General features: G+C 45.5%; 17 protein-coding genes and 1 pseudogene. 12 read left to right on the top strand and 6 right to left on the bottom strand.

Annotated elements, in window-relative coordinates:
- The first annotated feature begins 203 nt into the window (after nucleotides 1-203).
- Together MUK70_RS13565 and MUK70_RS13560 are read left to right on the top strand one after the other, a co-directional pair.
- Nucleotides 204-2,591 (top strand): ABC transporter permease, encoded by a 2,388-nt coding sequence (locus MUK70_RS13565; RefSeq protein ID WP_234652918.1) that lies wholly within the window; start codon nucleotides 204-206, stop codon nucleotides 2,589-2,591.
- A gap of 37 nt (nucleotides 2,592-2,628) precedes the next feature.
- Nucleotides 2,629-3,285, top strand: a complete 657-nt coding sequence (locus MUK70_RS13560; RefSeq protein WP_234652916.1) for an SDR family NAD(P)-dependent oxidoreductase — start codon at nucleotides 2,629-2,631, stop codon at nucleotides 3,283-3,285.
- Between the two features lie 46 nt (nucleotides 3,286-3,331).
- Here the strand turns inward: MUK70_RS13560 and MUK70_RS13555 are convergent, their stop codons facing one another.
- The gene (locus MUK70_RS13555; RefSeq protein ID WP_234608271.1) at nucleotides 3,332-3,763 is read right to left on the bottom strand and encodes a VOC family protein; all 432 of its coding nucleotides are present in this window, start codon (nucleotides 3,761-3,763) and stop codon (nucleotides 3,332-3,334) included.
- A gap of 172 nt (nucleotides 3,764-3,935) precedes the next feature.
- On the opposite strand from MUK70_RS13555, the gene MUK70_RS13550 reads away from it, so the two are divergent.
- The 3 genes from MUK70_RS13550 (at nucleotide 3,936) to MUK70_RS13540 (ending at nucleotide 5,858) form a co-directional block, all read left to right on the top strand.
- Entirely contained in the window at nucleotides 3,936-4,439 is a 504-nt protein-coding gene (locus MUK70_RS13550; protein WP_234652914.1) for a PH domain-containing protein, read from the top strand.
- Nucleotides 4,440-4,482: 43 nt separating this feature from the next.
- Complete coding sequence (locus MUK70_RS13545; protein ID WP_234608273.1) at nucleotides 4,483-4,887, top strand: response regulator; 405 nt, start codon at nucleotides 4,483-4,485, stop codon at nucleotides 4,885-4,887.
- Nucleotides 4,888-5,099: 212 nt separating this feature from the next.
- Entirely contained in the window at nucleotides 5,100-5,858 is a 759-nt protein-coding gene (locus tag MUK70_RS13540) for an oxygenase MpaB family protein (RefSeq protein WP_234652912.1), read from the top strand.
- Nucleotides 5,859-5,870: 12 nt separating this feature from the next.
- Here MUK70_RS13540 and MUK70_RS13535 read toward each other — a convergent pair whose 3' ends face one another.
- From MUK70_RS13535 to MUK70_RS31275, 3 genes and pseudogenes are all read right to left on the bottom strand, one after another.
- The gene (locus MUK70_RS13535) at nucleotides 5,871-6,635 is read right to left on the bottom strand and encodes a DUF72 domain-containing protein (protein ID WP_234608275.1); all 765 of its coding nucleotides are present in this window, start codon (nucleotides 6,633-6,635) and stop codon (nucleotides 5,871-5,873) included.
- A gap of 80 nt (nucleotides 6,636-6,715) precedes the next feature.
- The gene (locus MUK70_RS13530; protein ID WP_234652910.1) at nucleotides 6,716-7,756 is read right to left on the bottom strand and encodes an alpha/beta hydrolase; all 1,041 of its coding nucleotides are present in this window, start codon (nucleotides 7,754-7,756) and stop codon (nucleotides 6,716-6,718) included.
- 116 nt (nucleotides 7,757-7,872) lie between these two features.
- Nucleotides 7,873-8,736, bottom strand: a pseudogene (locus MUK70_RS31275) (NmrA family NAD(P)-binding protein).
- A 222-nt stretch (nucleotides 8,737-8,958) separates the two neighbouring features.
- On the opposite strand from MUK70_RS31275, the gene MUK70_RS13515 reads away from it, so the two are divergent.
- Both MUK70_RS13515 and MUK70_RS13510 read left to right on the top strand, forming a co-directional pair.
- Nucleotides 8,959-9,366, top strand: coding sequence for a VOC family protein (locus MUK70_RS13515; RefSeq protein WP_234652905.1), 408 nt, complete (start codon nucleotides 8,959-8,961; stop codon nucleotides 9,364-9,366).
- Nucleotides 9,367-9,454: 88 nt separating this feature from the next.
- Nucleotides 9,455-9,988 (top strand): DUF2911 domain-containing protein, encoded by a 534-nt coding sequence (locus MUK70_RS13510; RefSeq protein WP_234652903.1) that lies wholly within the window; start codon nucleotides 9,455-9,457, stop codon nucleotides 9,986-9,988.
- A 70-nt stretch (nucleotides 9,989-10,058) separates the two neighbouring features.
- Here the strand turns inward: MUK70_RS13510 and MUK70_RS13505 are convergent, their stop codons facing one another.
- The gene (locus MUK70_RS13505) at nucleotides 10,059-10,229 is read right to left on the bottom strand and encodes a hypothetical protein (RefSeq protein WP_234652902.1); all 171 of its coding nucleotides are present in this window, start codon (nucleotides 10,227-10,229) and stop codon (nucleotides 10,059-10,061) included.
- 184 nt (nucleotides 10,230-10,413) lie between these two features.
- On the opposite strand from MUK70_RS13505, the gene MUK70_RS13500 reads away from it, so the two are divergent.
- Both MUK70_RS13500 and MUK70_RS13495 read left to right on the top strand, forming a co-directional pair.
- Nucleotides 10,414-10,989 carry a porin family protein gene (locus MUK70_RS13500; protein ID WP_234608281.1) on the top strand — a complete coding sequence of 192 codons (576 nt, stop codon included), beginning with the start codon at nucleotides 10,414-10,416 and terminating at the stop codon, nucleotides 10,987-10,989.
- 164 nt (nucleotides 10,990-11,153) lie between these two features.
- The gene (locus MUK70_RS13495) at nucleotides 11,154-11,570 is read left to right on the top strand and encodes a hypothetical protein (RefSeq protein WP_234608282.1); all 417 of its coding nucleotides are present in this window, start codon (nucleotides 11,154-11,156) and stop codon (nucleotides 11,568-11,570) included.
- Here MUK70_RS13495 and MUK70_RS13490 read toward each other — a convergent pair.
- Nucleotides 11,567-12,391 carry a hypothetical protein gene (locus MUK70_RS13490; RefSeq protein WP_234652900.1) on the bottom strand — a complete coding sequence of 275 codons (825 nt, stop codon included), beginning with the start codon at nucleotides 12,389-12,391 and terminating at the stop codon, nucleotides 11,567-11,569. The genes MUK70_RS13495 and MUK70_RS13490 overlap by 4 nt on opposite strands.
- Before the next feature lie 279 nt (nucleotides 12,392-12,670).
- Here MUK70_RS13490 and MUK70_RS13485 point away from each other — a divergent pair, with 279 nt between their 5' ends.
- The 3 genes from MUK70_RS13485 to MUK70_RS13475 all read left to right on the top strand — a co-directional run bounded on the left by MUK70_RS13485 (nucleotide 12,671) and on the right by MUK70_RS13475 (nucleotide 17,161).
- Nucleotides 12,671-15,034, top strand: coding sequence for an ABC transporter permease (locus tag MUK70_RS13485; protein ID WP_234652898.1), 2,364 nt, complete (start codon nucleotides 12,671-12,673; stop codon nucleotides 15,032-15,034).
- 118 nt (nucleotides 15,035-15,152) lie between these two features.
- Entirely contained in the window at nucleotides 15,153-15,944 is a 792-nt protein-coding gene (locus tag MUK70_RS13480) for an alpha/beta fold hydrolase (protein WP_234652896.1), read from the top strand.
- Nucleotides 15,941-17,161 carry a PAS domain-containing sensor histidine kinase gene (locus MUK70_RS13475; protein ID WP_234652894.1) on the top strand — a complete coding sequence of 407 codons (1,221 nt, stop codon included), beginning with the start codon at nucleotides 15,941-15,943 and terminating at the stop codon, nucleotides 17,159-17,161. The genes MUK70_RS13480 and MUK70_RS13475 overlap by 4 nt, the downstream gene beginning before the upstream one ends.
- The last annotated feature ends 33 nt before the right edge of the window (nucleotides 17,162-17,194 follow it).

Here is a 17,194-nt window from a genome sequence, read left to right as displayed (position 1 = left end):
AAAGGAGCGTTTTGAGGTGGCAAAAGTAATTAATAATATGCGTGAGCTTGTCTGGCAACGCATAATCTGTGTTACCGGACAAAGCTGTTCGCAATTGAACATGGAAATGAAGCAATAGGCTCGTTTTTGAGCTGTTATGGCCTGTTTGGATGATGGTATAATTGTTTTTTAAAATCTGGCAACAACTGATAAATGTTTCTTATATGTTGCAGAACTACTTCAAAATCGCCTGGCGTAACCTTGTTAGAAGTAAGACTTACAGCCTGCTGATCCTTTGCGGCCTGGCGACCGGTATGACTTGTGCTGTGCTGCTGGGGCTGTATGTCCATGACGAGCTTAGTTTTGACCATTATCACGCAAAAGCCAGCGATATTTACAGGCTTAATTTAAATGTAAAATGGGCGGACAATGAATATAATATGGGTCATTCGGCAGCGCCTTTCGGGCCGACGATGAAACAGGATTACGCTGAGGTTGAGGACATGCTGAGGGTAAAACCGAAGGACCTGACTTTCCGGGTCGGCGAGAAGGCGGCCTATGTGAAGCAAGTCGTGTTCGCTGATCCGTCTATGTTCAATTTTTTTGAATACAAATTCACTGAGGGCAATGGTCAAGGTGCACTCACAAGCCAGAATAGTGTTGTACTGACGGAAAAACTGGCGCTTAAATTATTTGGCAGAACGTCCGGCCTGATCGGAAAGGTTGTAATTGTGAAAGACAGCATTCCAATGACCATTTCGGCGGTCATACAAAACGTCCCGGCTAATCATCATTTGAAGTTCGATGCGGTGTTGCCTTACCAAAACAGGCAAGTCAATGATATGAACCTCGCCAAATGGGACAGTTTTACGACCTGGACATATTTGCTTTTAGATCACCAGGCGAACGTCCAGGATTTTGAAGCCAAAATGCCCGCCTTTTATAAGAAGTACATTGCCAAGGTCATTGGCGATGAGACAGCAACAAAAGTGGATTTTAATATCGCATTGCAACCTTTGACCGACATTCATTTAAAATCTTCTCATTTACTGGGAGAAGAAAATGGCAGTTCGATGACCTACGTTTACACTTTTACGACCATTGCGCTATTTATATTACTGATCGCAATTGTCAATTACGTGAATCTGGCCACAGCCAGGTCGTTGAGCCGGGGAAAAGAGATTGGAGTCAGGAAAGCAGTCGGTTCGCAAAAGTCCCAGCTGATGGGGCAATTCCTTACCGAATCCATGCTGATGTCGTTCATGGCACTGATACTGAGCATTGTGCTGATCATTTTATTGCTCCCTGTATTCAATACGATAGCGGACAAGGCACTGACTTTCGATTTTGCTGACGCGCAAATGATCGGCTTCCTGGTCGGTTTTGCGGTATTGACGGGCTTGTTGAGTGGAATGTATCCCGCGTTTGTTTTGTCTGAATTTAAACCTGCTTTGGTATTAAAAGGCGCATTGTCTGACTCCGGCAGCGGGCATCTGCTTCGCAAGTCACTGGTTGTGCTTCAATTTTCTATTTCCATTGTGATGATTTTGGGGACAATTGTCGTGTACAGGCAATTGGAATATATGCGCAGCTCCGACCTGGGTTTTGATCAGCAACAGGTTATAACATTATCGTTGAAAGGCCCTGCCGCACAGAAATCCGCCGAAGTTTTGAAAAACAGGTTGCTCGCAAATCCGCTGATCAAAAAGGTGAGTCTGGCGGATGGCAATGTGGGTGACGGTTTGAATAATAAAACGACTTTCACTTTCTATGCAAAGGGCGCTGAGATCCCAATCGGGACCGAATACTTCCATGTGGATGCTGATTTTCTGGATGTAATGAAAATAAAGGTGAAAGACGGAACAGGTTTTTCCCGGAACATTGCGAGTGATTCTTCGTTCTCCGTGGTTGTGAACCAGGCGATGATCAAACGGTTAGGTTGGAAGGGCAGGACAGCCGGAATGATTGAGGTGGACACCAAACGCGTGCCGATTACGGGCGTTATCAGCGACTTTCACCTGCGGTCGCTGCACAACCAGATCGAGCCGTTGGTTCTGGTTTTAAAAAAGCATAATCGTGGTAACTTATATATTCGTGTGTCGGGACACGACACACGGGCGGCTTTGGAATATGTGCAAAATGTTTTTGAAAAAATAAATCCGGGACAGCCTTTCGAATACGCATTTATGGATCAGACGTTTGCCAAACAATACCAGGCCGACGAGCGTAAAGGCAGCATGTTCTTATCATTTTCGGGCATAGCAATTTTCATTGCGTGCATGGGACTTTTTGGCCTGGCCACATTCACTGCCGAAAAACGGACGAAGGAAATTGGTGTGAGAAAAGTGCTGGGCGCTTCGGTAACAAGCGTTATCGCGCTGCTTTCAACGGATTTCTTAAAATTGGTGGCAATCTCAATCCTCATCGCTGCGCCGGCAGGCGGCTATATTATGAAATTATGGTTGCAGAATTTTGCTTATCAAACAAAACTTGAATGGTGGATGTTTGTGCTTGCAGGCTCACTTTCTGTCATTGTCGCATTGCTTACGGTAAGTTTTCAAAGCATTAAGGCCGCCTTGCAAAATCCCGTGCAGAGTTTAAGGGCTGAATAGCTTTTGATGATTGAGATCTGGATGGTAGATTTGCTGTATGAAAAACATTCTCATCACCGGAGGCACGGGAAATTTAGGTCAGACTGTCGTAAAAACATTATCTGATCACGGCTATCATCTGCATCTTGCAGTAAGAAGTGATGTTGCGGATAATGCGGAAAATGTTTCGTACTATCCAACCGATATTGCTGATAATGAGCAGGCGGAGAGATTACTAGCGAAAATTGTTTCGGAAAACGTTACGGTGAATGCCGGTGTATTTCTGGCAGGCGGTTTTGAGCCAGGAAAGCTGGCAGAAACTTCTATGGACGACATTTCCAGGATGATCAGCATAAATTTTGCCACTGCATTCACTGTTGCGCAGAAACTGATTACGCATTACAAAACAGCGGGTGGCGGTAAACTGATTTTCGTTGGTGCAAAAGCGGCCATGAATCCCCAGGCAGCAGCCAGCAGTTTGGCATACTCCTTATCCAAGCAGCTCCTTTACAATTTTTCAGAACTGATTAACGAAAGCGAAAAAAGCGCGGGAACCACATCCCACATCCTGCTTCCCGGCATCATCGATACCACGGCAAACCGTAAAGCCATGCCAGAAGCAGATTTTTCGAAGTGGATCAGCCCGGCCGACATGGCCGCGACCATCGGGGAAATCATTGCGGGGAATGAAACAAGGGCTGTAATTGAATTTTAAAGATGCGAAGGTCCTCCCGGTTTAAAGAGGACCTTCAAAGCTAATATCAGTTATGTTGCTGTTGCGGATAGTTAACCATCCAGCCGATCCCGAACTGGTCATGGAAACTGCCGAAGTAATCGCCCCAGAAGGTGTCTTCCATGGCCATTTCGATTTCACCGCCTGCGGATAATCCTGCAAAAAGGCGGTCTGCTTCTTCTCTGCTATCTGTAAAAACAGAAATGTAAGCGTGGTTACCAATGCTCAGCTTATGTCCCATGGAAGGCACTATATCGGAAGCCATGAGCACATCGTCCTTTCCAATCGGAAGCGAAATGTGCATCAAGCGGCCTTTTTCATCTTCGGCAAGTTGTTCAGCGCCAGGCATATCCGACATGCGATGGACAGACAGGAACTCTCCTCCAAAAACGGATTTGTAAAAATTGAAAGCCTCTTCCGATTTTCCATCGAAATTAAGGTAAGTGTTTATTTTGGCCATGACTAAAAAATGAGGTTGAAAAGGTTACTAATGATAATCCGGATCCAAAAGTACCATGCCGGCAAATGCTAAATCGTCCGTAGTAGGGACAATTGAAGGGGGGGGTTGGGACAAATAGATTGCCACACTTAATTTTAATCGGTATATTAACATCACACCAGCCCTTCGCCATATGATTTACAAAACTTCCTGGGATACCCTGACTAAAATCGTTACAGCGGGCGTTACGGTCTTATACACAGGCATTTTTCTGAATATTTTTATCAATGAAAGCGACCTTTCGCAGGGTTCCACTTATGTGATAGGAGCCATTCTGATTCTCAGCTACGGGATAACGTACGCTTTCAGGCCGGTGGATTATCGGATCACCGCCGACAAGCTGATCATTCGGAGACCGCTGAATGAAGTCGTTATCCAGCGCAGCGATATCGCCACAGTGGAGGCGGTCGAAAGCGACAGGTTACGGTGGAGCCTTCGAACATTTGGGGTGGGAGGGCTTTTCGGATATTTTGGTAAATTTTATAATCCAAAAATCGGAAGCATGACCTGGTACGCCACCAGGAGAAATAATGCCGTTTTGATCAAAACAGTGAAAGGAAAAAACATTATTGTCACTCCGGACGAAGTCGCTGCATTCGTAGGCGAATTTGGTATTCCGGACAACGTATTGTCTTAGACGGTAATCATTGATATATTTGTTCTTCAAGCAGTGATCGCAAATGGAAGAAGGACAGACAGTGCACCTCGCAGATGATGATGAGGATGATAGAATGCTCATTAAGGACGCTTTACAGGAGGCCAATCCTAATTTGACGGTTATCGAAGCGGAGAACGGAAAGGAATTACTGGAAAACGTAAAACAGTCCGCCGACCTTTCGGAATCCGTCGTGCTGGTGGATATGAACATGCCCAAAATGAATGGCATTGAGGCTATTAAAGAAATCAGATCAGAGCCGGGCCTTGAAGATCTGCCGGCGGTTATGATGTCCACGTCTAGCAATCCGGAGTTAAAAAAGAAGGCTCTGGCAGCGGGAGCAAACGAATTTATTGTAAAGCCCAACACATTCAAAGCATTGCTTGACATTGCGAGAAATATCTTGTCCAGGTTCCTGGGGAGGAAATAATACGCTTTCAAGCACCTATTTTCTTCACCGCACCAAGCAGGGTTGATTTAAATTCATTTCAATGATTCATATTATTCATCGATAGGTTTGGATCTTTTATGTTTGATTGTTTACTTTGTATTTCAAAGTACTTTTATTATTTTGGTGCTCAGTTTACATTTCGGAATACTATCTGGTTATAAATACAAAAATGGCTGTTTAGCCATAACATTATGAAATGGTTCGTCAAGGAAGGTTCGGTTGTGCGGGAGATTTGGGGAAAGGCGGATACGATCTTATTCATTTTCGCGGGGGCCTCGGCTGAGTTCGCTGTAAATAAATCGGTAGATTGGCTGTATTTCACTGGTAAACTGCCTGCTGATCCGCTGGGACGGCTCTTTTCGACAGTATCGTACGCGAGGCGAATCGTATTCTCCGAACATCAGGCAGCATTAAAGGCAATCGACCAGATCAGCGCCATACACCGGGAAGTGGAACATAAGCGGGGCGCTCAAATCCCGGACTGGGCATATCGGGATGTGTTGTTTATGTTAATCGATTACTCAATCCGCTCTTTTGAATTACTGGAAAGAAAATTGACGGCGAACGAAAGAACAGAGGTTTTTGAGGTTTTTCAACAGGTAGGAGCAAGAATGGGAATTCGTGGCTTGCCTGAAAATTACAATAGCTGGCTGGAAATGAGGAATAAGCAGCTCGATGACAATTTTGTCAAAAGCTCTTTTTCAGTTGATTTATACAAACAATATAAAAAACACCTCGGATCGCCGCGTTATCTGATGCTCAGAGAAGTGCAGGTGCAGATTGTGCCCAGACAAGTCAGAGAACTCCTGGCGCTGCGAAGATGGTCTGCGCTGACCTTAATCCTCCCAACTTATAAATTCACACGCATCCTGCACCTCCATAAGCTGGTTCGCGGCTTGATATTACCCGAAAAATACAAGGTGGAAATCGCGGGTTTGGATGCCATTTGATACAAAAAAACATTACTCAACCGGATTGACAATTGCATTGAGCAGGTTCATATTTTTAATTGCCTCGCCCATTGTGTTGTTGAAATAGGCGTATACTATTTTACCGTCTGCTAGCCAGTCCTGAATTTGCTCCGCAGTTTCGTACAAAAAGTCGTCCTCGTAAGTGCCACGGTAATCGCCTTTTGGTCCATGAAAACGCAGGTATTTGAATGCCGTGTCGGAAACTGGTAAGCCGGGGGCGGAACCTGGCTTGTCATGCGCCACGATTTCAAAACCGAAATGGTCGATCATTTCAAAAATATCTTCTTCATACCAGGAATTGTGGCGAAACTCCAAAGCCACATTCCAATGCCTTTGCGGGTCTGCTTCGGAAATGGCGACGAGCAGGTTTTCAAGTTGTGGACGCATGATGACTTTAAGACTGGGAGGGAACTGGACGAGCAGTGCGCCTTTTTTGTCACCAATATGGTCGATCACCTTTACAAACCGATGCACATCTTCCGCGTTGAAAACCAAACCCTTGTTATGCGAAATGTCCCTCCAGAGTTTGAATGTAAATTTGAAGTCGTCCGGCACTTGCGTAGCCCAGTTCCTGACTGTTGATGCGAGCGGAACCTTGTAAAACGAGCTGTTGATCTCAATGCTATTAAACATGGAGGCATAAAATGTCAGCCGGCTTTTGTCCTTAAATTCCTCGGGATAAAATTGTTTGTTGGGCACAGGCAACATTAAGCCGCTGCTGCCTGCAAAAAAAAGGGAATGTTTACTATCTGTCATATAATCAAAATAAGATTTCAATGCACAGATAAAATCATTCCCGGACGGCGAGCCAGTCACTGTTTTACTTTCCGGACACGCTATTTACCTGCTAACTTTCCTGAAAAGAAAGGCAGCATTTTGTGTTCAATCCGCTCTCCGATTTTATTCAAATGATCGCCGTCATATTCCTCGTAAGTGTGCTCAATTTTGTAATTATCAAGCAATGCGTGTAAAAGCTTAATGTTCGCCGCAATCGGCTGATCCTTATTTCCCGCGTCAAATGCAATGCCTTTGAGCTGTTTCAGATTGGCTATATACTGATCAATGGTCGCCAAACCGGAGTTGGCTGCCCATTTCAGCTCAGTCATTTTTTGGACTTGCCCATTTTCTACGATCTGGTCTGTAAAAAATGGCGGTTTTGTCGGATTTGGGGACCATGCAGCTGCCGAAGCGATAGCGACCTTAGTGCCGAAATCCGCCTTATTAAATTCGGCAGGATCCTTAATGGCCTCGATTTTGGCCAGTGATTCGGGAGAGCGATTGCCGCCCGGCGCCATGCAGCAAGGACTCAGCGCATAAATGCTTGAAAACACGTCGGGGAATTTTTCACCAAGGCGTATGGTGCCATATCCGCCCATAGAGTGGCCGGCAAGCCCTCGGCTGGCAGCTTTTGCAATCGTCCGGTAATGCTGATCAATGTAACTGATCAGCTCTTTTGCAACATATTCTTCCCAGTTTCCGACGGTAATTGAGTTGGAGTAATAGCTTCCCCCGCTGCGCGTGTAGGCATTGGGGGTAACGATGATCATCTCATTCAACTTACCCTCTGCAAAGACTTTATCGACAATGGCAGGCATGTTGATCCAGTGTTTTACCAATCCATACCATTGCGCATCCGTGTCGGTGAAACCATGCAGTAAATACACGACCGGATAGCGTCGTTTTGAATCTTTTTTATAGCTTGGCGGCAGATAAACAGAAACGTCCGGATCGGCAGTATTGCCCTCCAAATTGCCTTCCAGGCTCTTTCCATGCACCTTAATCCTTTCGATAGAGCCTAAAAGCATTTCTTGTCCAAATGCAACCGTCGAAGCGAAACATGTGAAAACGAGTGCGATGATCGAAATGCTTTTCTTCATTTTGGTTAGGTTAAAAAGTTGATTTAACATCAAAAGCAGATGTCGCCCCGGACATACCGCGACGACATCGAAATCATTTTGTTCTGCTAATACTCAGTTTGCGACCTGGAATGTGTTCAGACTTCCGCGCTGACCAGCGCCGCAACATAATCGCGTAAGGTAGTGTCTCCGCGAAAAGGGGAGTCGCTTACTTCAAATTTTTCTTCAAAGGTCACATCAGTCATGGCGGCCATGGCTTCTGCTGCTTTTTGCGAAAAGCCGGAATTTCTAAGATAGGGAATCCATTCGGTTCTGGGAATGACCACTGTTTCAACGGGTTTTCCCAATGTTTCCGCAAATGCGTTCGCAACATCGGCCGGAGCATATGTCTCGGGGCCTTCCACATAATAAAGTCCGGTCCTCTCGACGGCCTCGGTAAGCAGTTGTGCCGCAAACTGACCCAGATCTTGCGGAGCGATCATCGGGAGCTTAAAATCGGCGGGATAAAGTGAATAAATCTTGCCCTCCTTTTCAGCCGTTTGTAAAAACCAGTCCTAATTGCTCATATAATACGCGCCTCTGACGACGCTGAACGGGATCCGGCTTTCGGAAAGTTTCTGTTCCAATTCATACAGCACGCCCAGATCGCCCACACCCTCACCGTCATGTGCTCCGTATGTGGATTGCGCCACGATTTTTTCAAAGTCAGAACCTTCCACAGCGGCCATAATGCTGGCCAGGCTTTTCTTCTCTTCGGCAACCGTATCTGTATCAGGCGAAGCGGGTGGGTTAAGGAGAAATAGCCGCTTTCCGGTCTGAAAAATTTGGCGCAATCTTTTCACATCATGGACGTCAGCCACCGCAACTTCCGCGCCTTTCTGTTTCCATTGATCTGATTTTGCGGGGTCTCTGGTTACGACTGTAACCCGTTCACCCTTAGTTAATAATGTTTCCGCGACCGCCGAGCCGACGTGTCCGGTTGCTCCTAATATGATATACATGGCTAATGAAATTTGATTAAGCTTCGGTTTTTACCAATTCTATACCAAGGCTTTGGATACAGTAACTTATCAGGCAAGACTGGCATTTCTCTGATCCATTTCCCGGTTGTCCCGATTTCCCCCTCACTTTGTCGTGTTTTCACATCCTGCGAGCAGTTTCTGTGCGGTACTTTTGTTCAATAAAAACACTTTAACCGGCTTAGCGCCACAAACTTGACAACCATGGCTACAATTGATTTGCATCCTTATTTAATGTTCGACGGCAACTGCCGGGTGGCATTCGAATTCTATCAGAGCATTTTTGGCGGAGAGCTGAATTTCATGACTTACGGAGATATGGACGGAAGCTGCCCCGCTGGCATACGCGACCAGATCATGCACGGCACATTAATGGGTGGCTCGGTTGAATTTATGGGCGGCGACGCGCCTGAGGGAATGCCACTGGGTGCCGGGAAGATCAATCTGTCGCTCAGTGGATTTGACGAGGTTACATTGCGGCAAAAATATGACATGCTCAGTGAAGGAGGCACAATTGTGGTTCCTATGGAGCGGCAGATGTGGGGCGATATTTTCGGCGCGTTCCAGGACAAGTTCGGGATCGACTGGATGATAAATATCCGGACCGTTTAGCAGGAAAAGATCTCTGTCATTTGTTGGACAAATTGTCGATATTTAGTGAAAATTTTTATGATTTTTGGAAAACTAAAAATGTATTGACATGAAAAAGAAAATGATCCTGGGCAGTTTTGTCATGATGTTCGCGTGTATGCTAACGGCTGTTGTGAGCCAGGCACAAGACAAACCGAAGCCAAGTCCGGCTAAAACTGCAACCGGAAAGGCAGGGGCGGCAAACATTACGATCAGTTATTCGGCACCCTCGGCGAAGGGACGCAAAATTTTTGGTGAACTTGTTCCTTATGACAAAGTTTGGCGTGCAGGCGCTAACGAAGCCACAATTTTTGAGACAGATAAGGACATTATGGTAGAGGGCCAAAAACTTCCTGCCGGTAAATACAGCCTTTACGCACTGCCGGGTGCGAGTGAATGGTCGTTCATTTTCAACTCTGAAACAGGACAATGGGGCATCAAGCGCGGTGGCGAAACTTCCAAAGACGCTTCTAAAGATGTGTTGACAGTGAAAGCTAAGCCAGCCAAAAGTGCTTCAATGGCGGAAACAATGGCTTACGAAGTCACGCCTGCCGGTTTCGTTTTGCGCTGGGAAAACACTGAAGTACCCGTCGCTATTAAATAATTTTTTCGGGAATGATAAAAGCCTCGCAAATCTGATTTGCGGGGCTTTTTGTTTGCCGGATTCTGAATTTTTACTGATCAAAACCAGCGGTTACACGCTTCCCAGGCTCTTCATCAGATCCGGCAGCGCGGCCTTCATGCCTGATAACTTCCGGTAAGAATGGAAGCTGAACGACATACTCGTTGAACCCTGGCCTTCGTGAAAAGCGGACAGCTTTGTTCGTTTTGGAACGACTATTCATAACATCATCGCGTTACGCACTATCATCAAGGGAAGTGGGGAAATTCGGGGGCACATAAAGGATATACGTACTAATGATTGTCATGGCATGAGATTTGAACTACCATTACTGAGGCCCGGTTGGTGCCGGGACTGCAAAGGCAAATCAGCAAACGGATTTGTATTCATTAAACGTTATCTCTATTATGAAAAAATTATTATTGGCTGCCGTCCTGCTCATTTCAGTTCAGTCAGCATTCGCACAAAAATTCAGCATCGGACCGAAAGCAGGTCTGAACATCAGTAATTATACTGGCGGTGACATTGAATCGGATGCATTGGTTGGATATCACCTGGGTGGAATCATCAACTACGGGTTTGGAAAAGTGTTTTCGTTGCAGCCGGAGGTGTTATTTTCAACACAAGGCGCGAAAGTGAACAATGACGGAAGCAAATCTGACTTCAAGATCAGTTATGTTACGGTGCCGGTTATGTTCAAATTTAAGACCAACGGTGGATTTTATGTTGAATTTGGCCCACAAGCCGGATTCAGGACTTCGACAGACATCCCCAACCAAACGATCGACAATTTTGCTAAAAACCTGGATCTCGCAGCAGCTGGTGGTATCGGTTATCATTCACCGATCGGACTGGGTGTTGGCGTTCGTTACATTGCAGGACTTTCCAAGGTGGGAAACTTCTCGGGACAGGACATTGATCCCGATTTTAAGAATAGCGTAATTCAGGCCAGCATTTTCTGGGCCATTCCGTTGGTAAAATAACGGATCTTACCTTCTGTAAAGATTTTGAGAGAGGATGGGTTCAACCCATCCTCTTTTTTATGCGGTGTTTTTAACCGCTCTAAATTAGCTTTTGAGCTGGTTGAAATGGATTGCTTCTGATATTTTTGATCTCTGAACTATACCAATCCACCCTTACGCTCACTATGAAAATAATCCGTTACATCGTTCAAGATGAAACAGTTCTGTATAATTTGAACGATTATATCCATTTACTTATTGATGCGAAGGTCTTGCATCCGGTGATGCCGCAGCTCAGGAAAAGTACAAAGGCCGGCAAAACGCCGATGCAGATCGTTTTGGAAAAGCTCGAAAAATTTGAACCGGTTTATTACCTCAGGTATAATCAGGATCTCTATGTCAACTGGGTGTTGTTTGAATATTTTTTCAGGCCATTGAAGCCATTGCTCGTTAATGCTTCGGACTGGCGGGATGAGGCAGGCATTTTCAAGCAAACGCAGCTTTTTATCAACGAATCTACACTTAAATCCAATAAAAAAAGCAGCACAGAGGCTGCTTCCTACTTTCAGAAAATTACCGCGAAGCTCGCTCCCAGCGACTAATATCCGAATTCAATGTTATACGAATATGGAGGGAAATTGACGCTTTCAACGCGCACCGTAACTTTGGACGGGTAACCGTTGGGCAAGTAATCGTATGTGTAGTAAATGTTGGAAGTTACTTTCGACCCAGCGTAATAAATCTCGCGCACCGGATTATTAGGGCTCAGTGACCGGATTGTAATCTCGCCATAGCTGTCCAGGCCCATTTTAAAGAAAGGGTTAGGATGGTTGTCATACATATATTCCACATCATTGCCTTTCGCTTCCGAGGGTTTTTTTATCCAGCTTTTGGCAACATTGTTTTGTTCATTACGAACATAATACACATTTGTGCTTTCCGTCGCTTTGAGGTCGGCCCACACTTCCTGACGCGTTATATACCCCTTATTATCAAATGCGTAAATTCTCGTGGAAACGCTTGTATTTCGAAGATCTTTCCGGGTAACATAGCGCAGGGAATCATTGATCGGCTGCTCATAAGTGACCAAATAAGACGGTTCAAGCGAATCGCCCTGGGATCTGGTCATAATTTCGACCGTCTGAATCTTGCCCTCAGCCCTTTTGAAAACCACGCGCTGCGAGGGAACGGACACGGATGATGAAGAAAAACGGCGCTCTTCTGCAAGCATTTTCCCCTCGTAACTATATTCGGCTTCCAGAATGCCATTAAACAGCACTTTTTTAAGCTCAATCTCTACTTCACTCTTTCCGAAAGGAGCTTGCTGCTTGTCCAGCGCATTTTCACCCGAAGGATCCGGATTTTTGTCCTTATCGCAGGATATGAAAAATAGAATCGCAAAAACGTAAAGTAATCTCCTCATAGCGACAAAGTGTAAAACTAATTCCGGGCAATTTATTAATATAAAATTAATGCACAATGGGTTACAAGAATGGATTTTCCAAACGTTCGCACTACCGCACAGAGGTTGTTCGATATCGGACAACCTTTGCATTGAATGTATTTTTAAAATATTCATTTTCATGCAGTTGAAAACTCATTTGCTCGCTGGCAAGCTATTTTTTCAAGATACACAGGACTTAACCAAGGTTCGCCAGACGGTTCGCTTCCGGAGCGTTTGCAACACTTTCCAAACTTCGATATGATCGCAAATTATTTCAAGATCGCATGGCGTAACCTGCTGAATAACAGCTTTTATTCTCTGCTTAATTGCCTCGGCCTATCCATTGGTCTGGCGGTTGGCATTCTTATACTGCTTTGGGTTCGGGATGAATTGAGTTTTGATCGCTTCAACACGAAGTCTGGCAGCATTTATAAGCTTGAAAATAGGGTAGGCACAGGCGCCAGCCAGCAGATCTGGACAAACACCGTCGCGCCGATCGCGGGATTTGCCAAACGGGAAGTTCCCGAGGTGAAGGATGCCGTCAGGATGACCTATAATGGCGCTTACACATTGTTCAGATATAAGGATAAAGTTTTCAATGAGGAAAATACTTTCTTCGCTGATCCGACGCTGTTTACAATGTTTGATTACAAGCTTATTCATGGCAACAGAAACAAGCCATTTCTTGATAATCATTCCGTTGTTCTTACCGAAACTACCGCCAGGCGATATTTTGGCAGCACAGATGCGATAGGAAAGGCGATCATGGCCGAAAAGGCAACGTTTACCGTAAGCGGCGTTGTCGCCGATTTTCCTGAGAATTCAAGTGTGAAAGGCGATATGATTTTCCCTATTGCCCTCCGGTTTAAAGATGTGTATGAGGGGCGTAAGGACGGGAAAACCATGGATAATGACTTCACTGAATTTGATTACACCACCTATTTTCTTTTACAGCCAGGCCGGCCGGTCACCGAAATTGCGACCACACTCCGCAACATTCATTTGCGCAACAAACCCGACGATACGGACCTCACTTACCTTTTACAAGCATTGCCCGACGTACATTTATACAAGTCGGACGGCGTTGAACAGGGCATTGAAACGGTCCGGATGTTCTCTGTCATTGCGCTGCTGATCCTGATCATTGCGTGCATTAATTACGTCAATCTTTCCACGGCCCGCTCGCTATTGCGCTCGAAAGAAGTAAGCATGCGCAAGATCGTCGGTGCGGCCCGCATGCAGCTTTTTGTTCAGTTTTTGGTTGAAACTGTTTTGCTGTTTTCGATCGCGACATTGCTGGCGGTTGTGTTCATGTATGTACTGATGCCATTTTTTAACCAAATATCAGGCAAAAAATTGGTGCTGGACTTCACAGAGCCACATATCTGGCAAGTGCTGGGCGCAACGATTGCCGGAACACTGATTGCTTCCAGCATTTACCCCGCTTTACTCTTGTCCTCTTTCGAACCACTTAAATCGCTGAAAGGAAAAGTTTCCGCGGGATTGAATGAGGCAATGTTCCGGAAAACGCTGGTTGTGATTCAGTTTACCGTTTCGGTAATCCTCATCGCCGGCACGTTAATCATCAGTAATCAGCTGAAATATATCCGGTCAAAAGGTTTGGGTTATGACAAAACCCATGTTTTGTCGTTCTACATGCGGGATTTGCCCAAGCACTATGATGTGATGAAGTCCGAGTTATTGAACCAGCCTGGAATCACAGACGTCAGCAGATCCAATTTCAATGTGGTACTGATCGGCGGCCAGACAGGAACCAGCAATTGGGACGGAAAAGAGCCGGGCGAAACGATGATGATCCAGTTTATGAGCACGGACAAATCCTTTATTCCGTTTTTCAAAATGCAACTCAAAGAAGGCGCTAACTTTACAGACGCGCCATCGGATTCCAAACATTATATATTGAATGAAACTGCCGTGAAAACCGCCCGGATCACCAATCCGATTGGTAAGCGTTTCAAGCTGTGGGACACCGAAGGGACGATTATAGGGGTCGTGAAGGACTTCCATTTCGCATCCATGAAAGAGAAAATCAAGCCAGCGGTTTTGGTTTATAATCCGAATGATATGAGCCGCATTTACATCAAAACGACAGGTAATGATGCCAAAAAGGCGATTGCTGCCGCAGAAGACGTTTGGAAAAAATTCAATGCAGATTCTCCATTTCAGTATGCGTTTCTGGATGAAGCATTCAACAGTCTTTACAGGTCGGAAGAACAAACAGGCCTGCTGTTTAATATTTTTGCTTCTATTGCCATTCTGATTTCTTGCCTTGGCTTGTTCGGGTTAGCCACTTACACGGCACAAATCCGAAAAAAAGAAATTGGCGTCCGCAAAGTTCTGGGATCAAGCCTGGCCGGGATTGTCCAGCTATTGGCTAAGGATTTTGTGAAGCTGGTATTCATTGGGATCATCATTGCCGTTCCCATTGCCTGGTATACCATGGATAAATGGTTACAGGATTTTGCTTACCGCATGGAAATGCCTTGGTGGGTTTTCGGATTTGCAGGTTTGCTGGCCCTGGCCATTGCGTTGCTCACGATCTCCTTTCAAAGCATTAAGGCTGCATTAATGGATCCTGTCAAAAGTCTGCGAAGCGAATAGAAGGTTGGTTCCGCCTGTTTATCCACCGGCATATTGGTAAAATGTGCTCAGAAATAACAATTCACTTTATTCCCTCTATAACGTTACCTTTGAGGGATTACAGGGTTTTTGTCATTTTATGGATATATATAAGCGCAATAATGTTACGGTTCGGGGCCAGGGTGTTCAGCCTATGATCTTCGCACACGGGTTCGGATGCGGACAGCACATGTGGCGTCATATTTGGCCCGCATTTGAAAAAGACTACAAAATTGTGCTCTTTGATTATGTCGGAAGTGGCGGATCGGACAACACTGCTTATAATCCTGAACGCTACGACAGTCTGAACGGTTATGCACAGGATGTGCTGGATATCTGCAATGCGCTGGATCTCAAAGATTGTGTTTTTGTCGGACATTCGGTTAGCTGTATCATTGGATTGCTTGCGTCGATAAAGGACCCTGAGCGGTTTAGCAGCCTGGTCATGGTCGGGCCTTCCGCAAAGTATATTGATGAACCGGGTTATCTTGGAGGCTTTTCAAAACAGGACATCGAGGAGCTTCTGGATACGATGGAAAAGAATTATATCGGATGGGCTAATTTTCTCGGCCCCGCTATTATGCAAAATGATGACCGGCCCGAACTGGCGGAGGAGCTGACGGAGAGCTTTTGTTCGACAGATCCCGTTATTGCGCGGCAGTTTGCGCAAGCCACGTTTTTGTCTGATAACAGAACGGATCTGGCCAACGCAAAACACCGCACGCTCATCATGCAATGCTCGAACGACCTGATTGCACCGGTTGAGGTGGGAGAATTTATCCATAGCCAGATGCCCGGAAGCGTGTATCATCTGATGCAGGCCACCGGCCACTGCCCTCACCTGAGCGCCCCGGACGAGACCATTGAAGTAATACAGGAATTCCTTTTTTGACAAATCATCCCTTGGAGCAGGCGAAATTTATTTTACAGGAATTGCCTTGTGGCTGCGCTATTCTTGACGTTTCGGGTTCGCTAACGTATGCAAACCCAGCATTATGTCAGCTCCTTGGCTCGTCTGAACCTGCTATCCGGGGAAAAAGCATTGAGGCTATTCTTACCATCGCCAGCCGCATTTTTTATCAGACCCATTTTTTCCCCTTGCTGAACCTGAAAGGTGAAGTCAGCGAAATCTTCATGTCGCTCAAAACCGCGAACGGGGCGCATATTCCGGTAATGGTGAATGCGAAAATGAGTGTGGAGAATGAAGAAACTGTTTATATATGTGTTTTTGCGCCGGTTTGGGAACGGCAGAAATATGAGGAACAACTTCTGGCAGCCAGAAAAGCACAGCAAAAAGCGATTGAAGAAAATGAAGTATTAAACAAGCTTAAAGCACAGCTGGAAGTGAACCAGTACCAGCTTGACAGAAAGATATCCATTCTGCGCGAGCGAAACAATGAATACTTGCAGATGAGTAAAGTGTTCATGCACGATATGCAGGAACCTGTGCGTAAGATCAGTCTTTTCTTTGATGCATTGTTTGGGAATGATCAGCCTCCTGCCACACCTGACGATCAGCGAAAGATCAACATTATTCGCAAATCGATCCAGCGTTTGCGCCACATGACCAAATCACTGCTTGATTTTGTGCAGATAAATGCCTCCGATGAAAAAATCAACTTTCTGGATTCGTCGCTGATCCACCAGGCAAAAGAAGAGGTTACGAAAGATTTACCCGAAGTTAATATAGACATTCAAATCACGGATTTGCCTCCATTTGAAGGGAGACAATCTCAGATCAGGAGGGTGTTTGTTGAATTAATAAAAAATGCACTGCAAAATACACACGATGAAAGGCCACTCAGCATTAAGGTGGCCGCTGTGGTAATTCAGGAAAATGTTTATCAGCACCAGCTGGACAAATACAGGTATACCGACCACGTTCAAATCGAAATAAGAGACAATGGTTCAGGTTTCGACGGGCAGTACAATTCGTATGTCTTCGGGCTTTTCAATAAAATTGATGCGCGATCGGGCGGGGCGGGGCTTGGCCTGGCTTTGTGCAGACAGATCATTTCGAATCACTACGGCACCATTAAGGCACAGTCCGAACTGGGAAAAGGAACGTGTATCACCATTGTTTTGCCAATCAGGCAATTGGCGGAGTAAGTGAATTATCATGGGCTACCCGCAAGGGCTTGC

The organism is Dyadobacter chenwenxiniae (assembly GCF_022869785.1).
In the GTDB taxonomy this organism is placed as follows: Bacteria; Bacteroidota; Bacteroidia; order Cytophagales; family Spirosomataceae; genus Dyadobacter; species Dyadobacter chenwenxiniae.
This window is presented reverse-complemented; position numbering and strand designations above follow the sequence as displayed.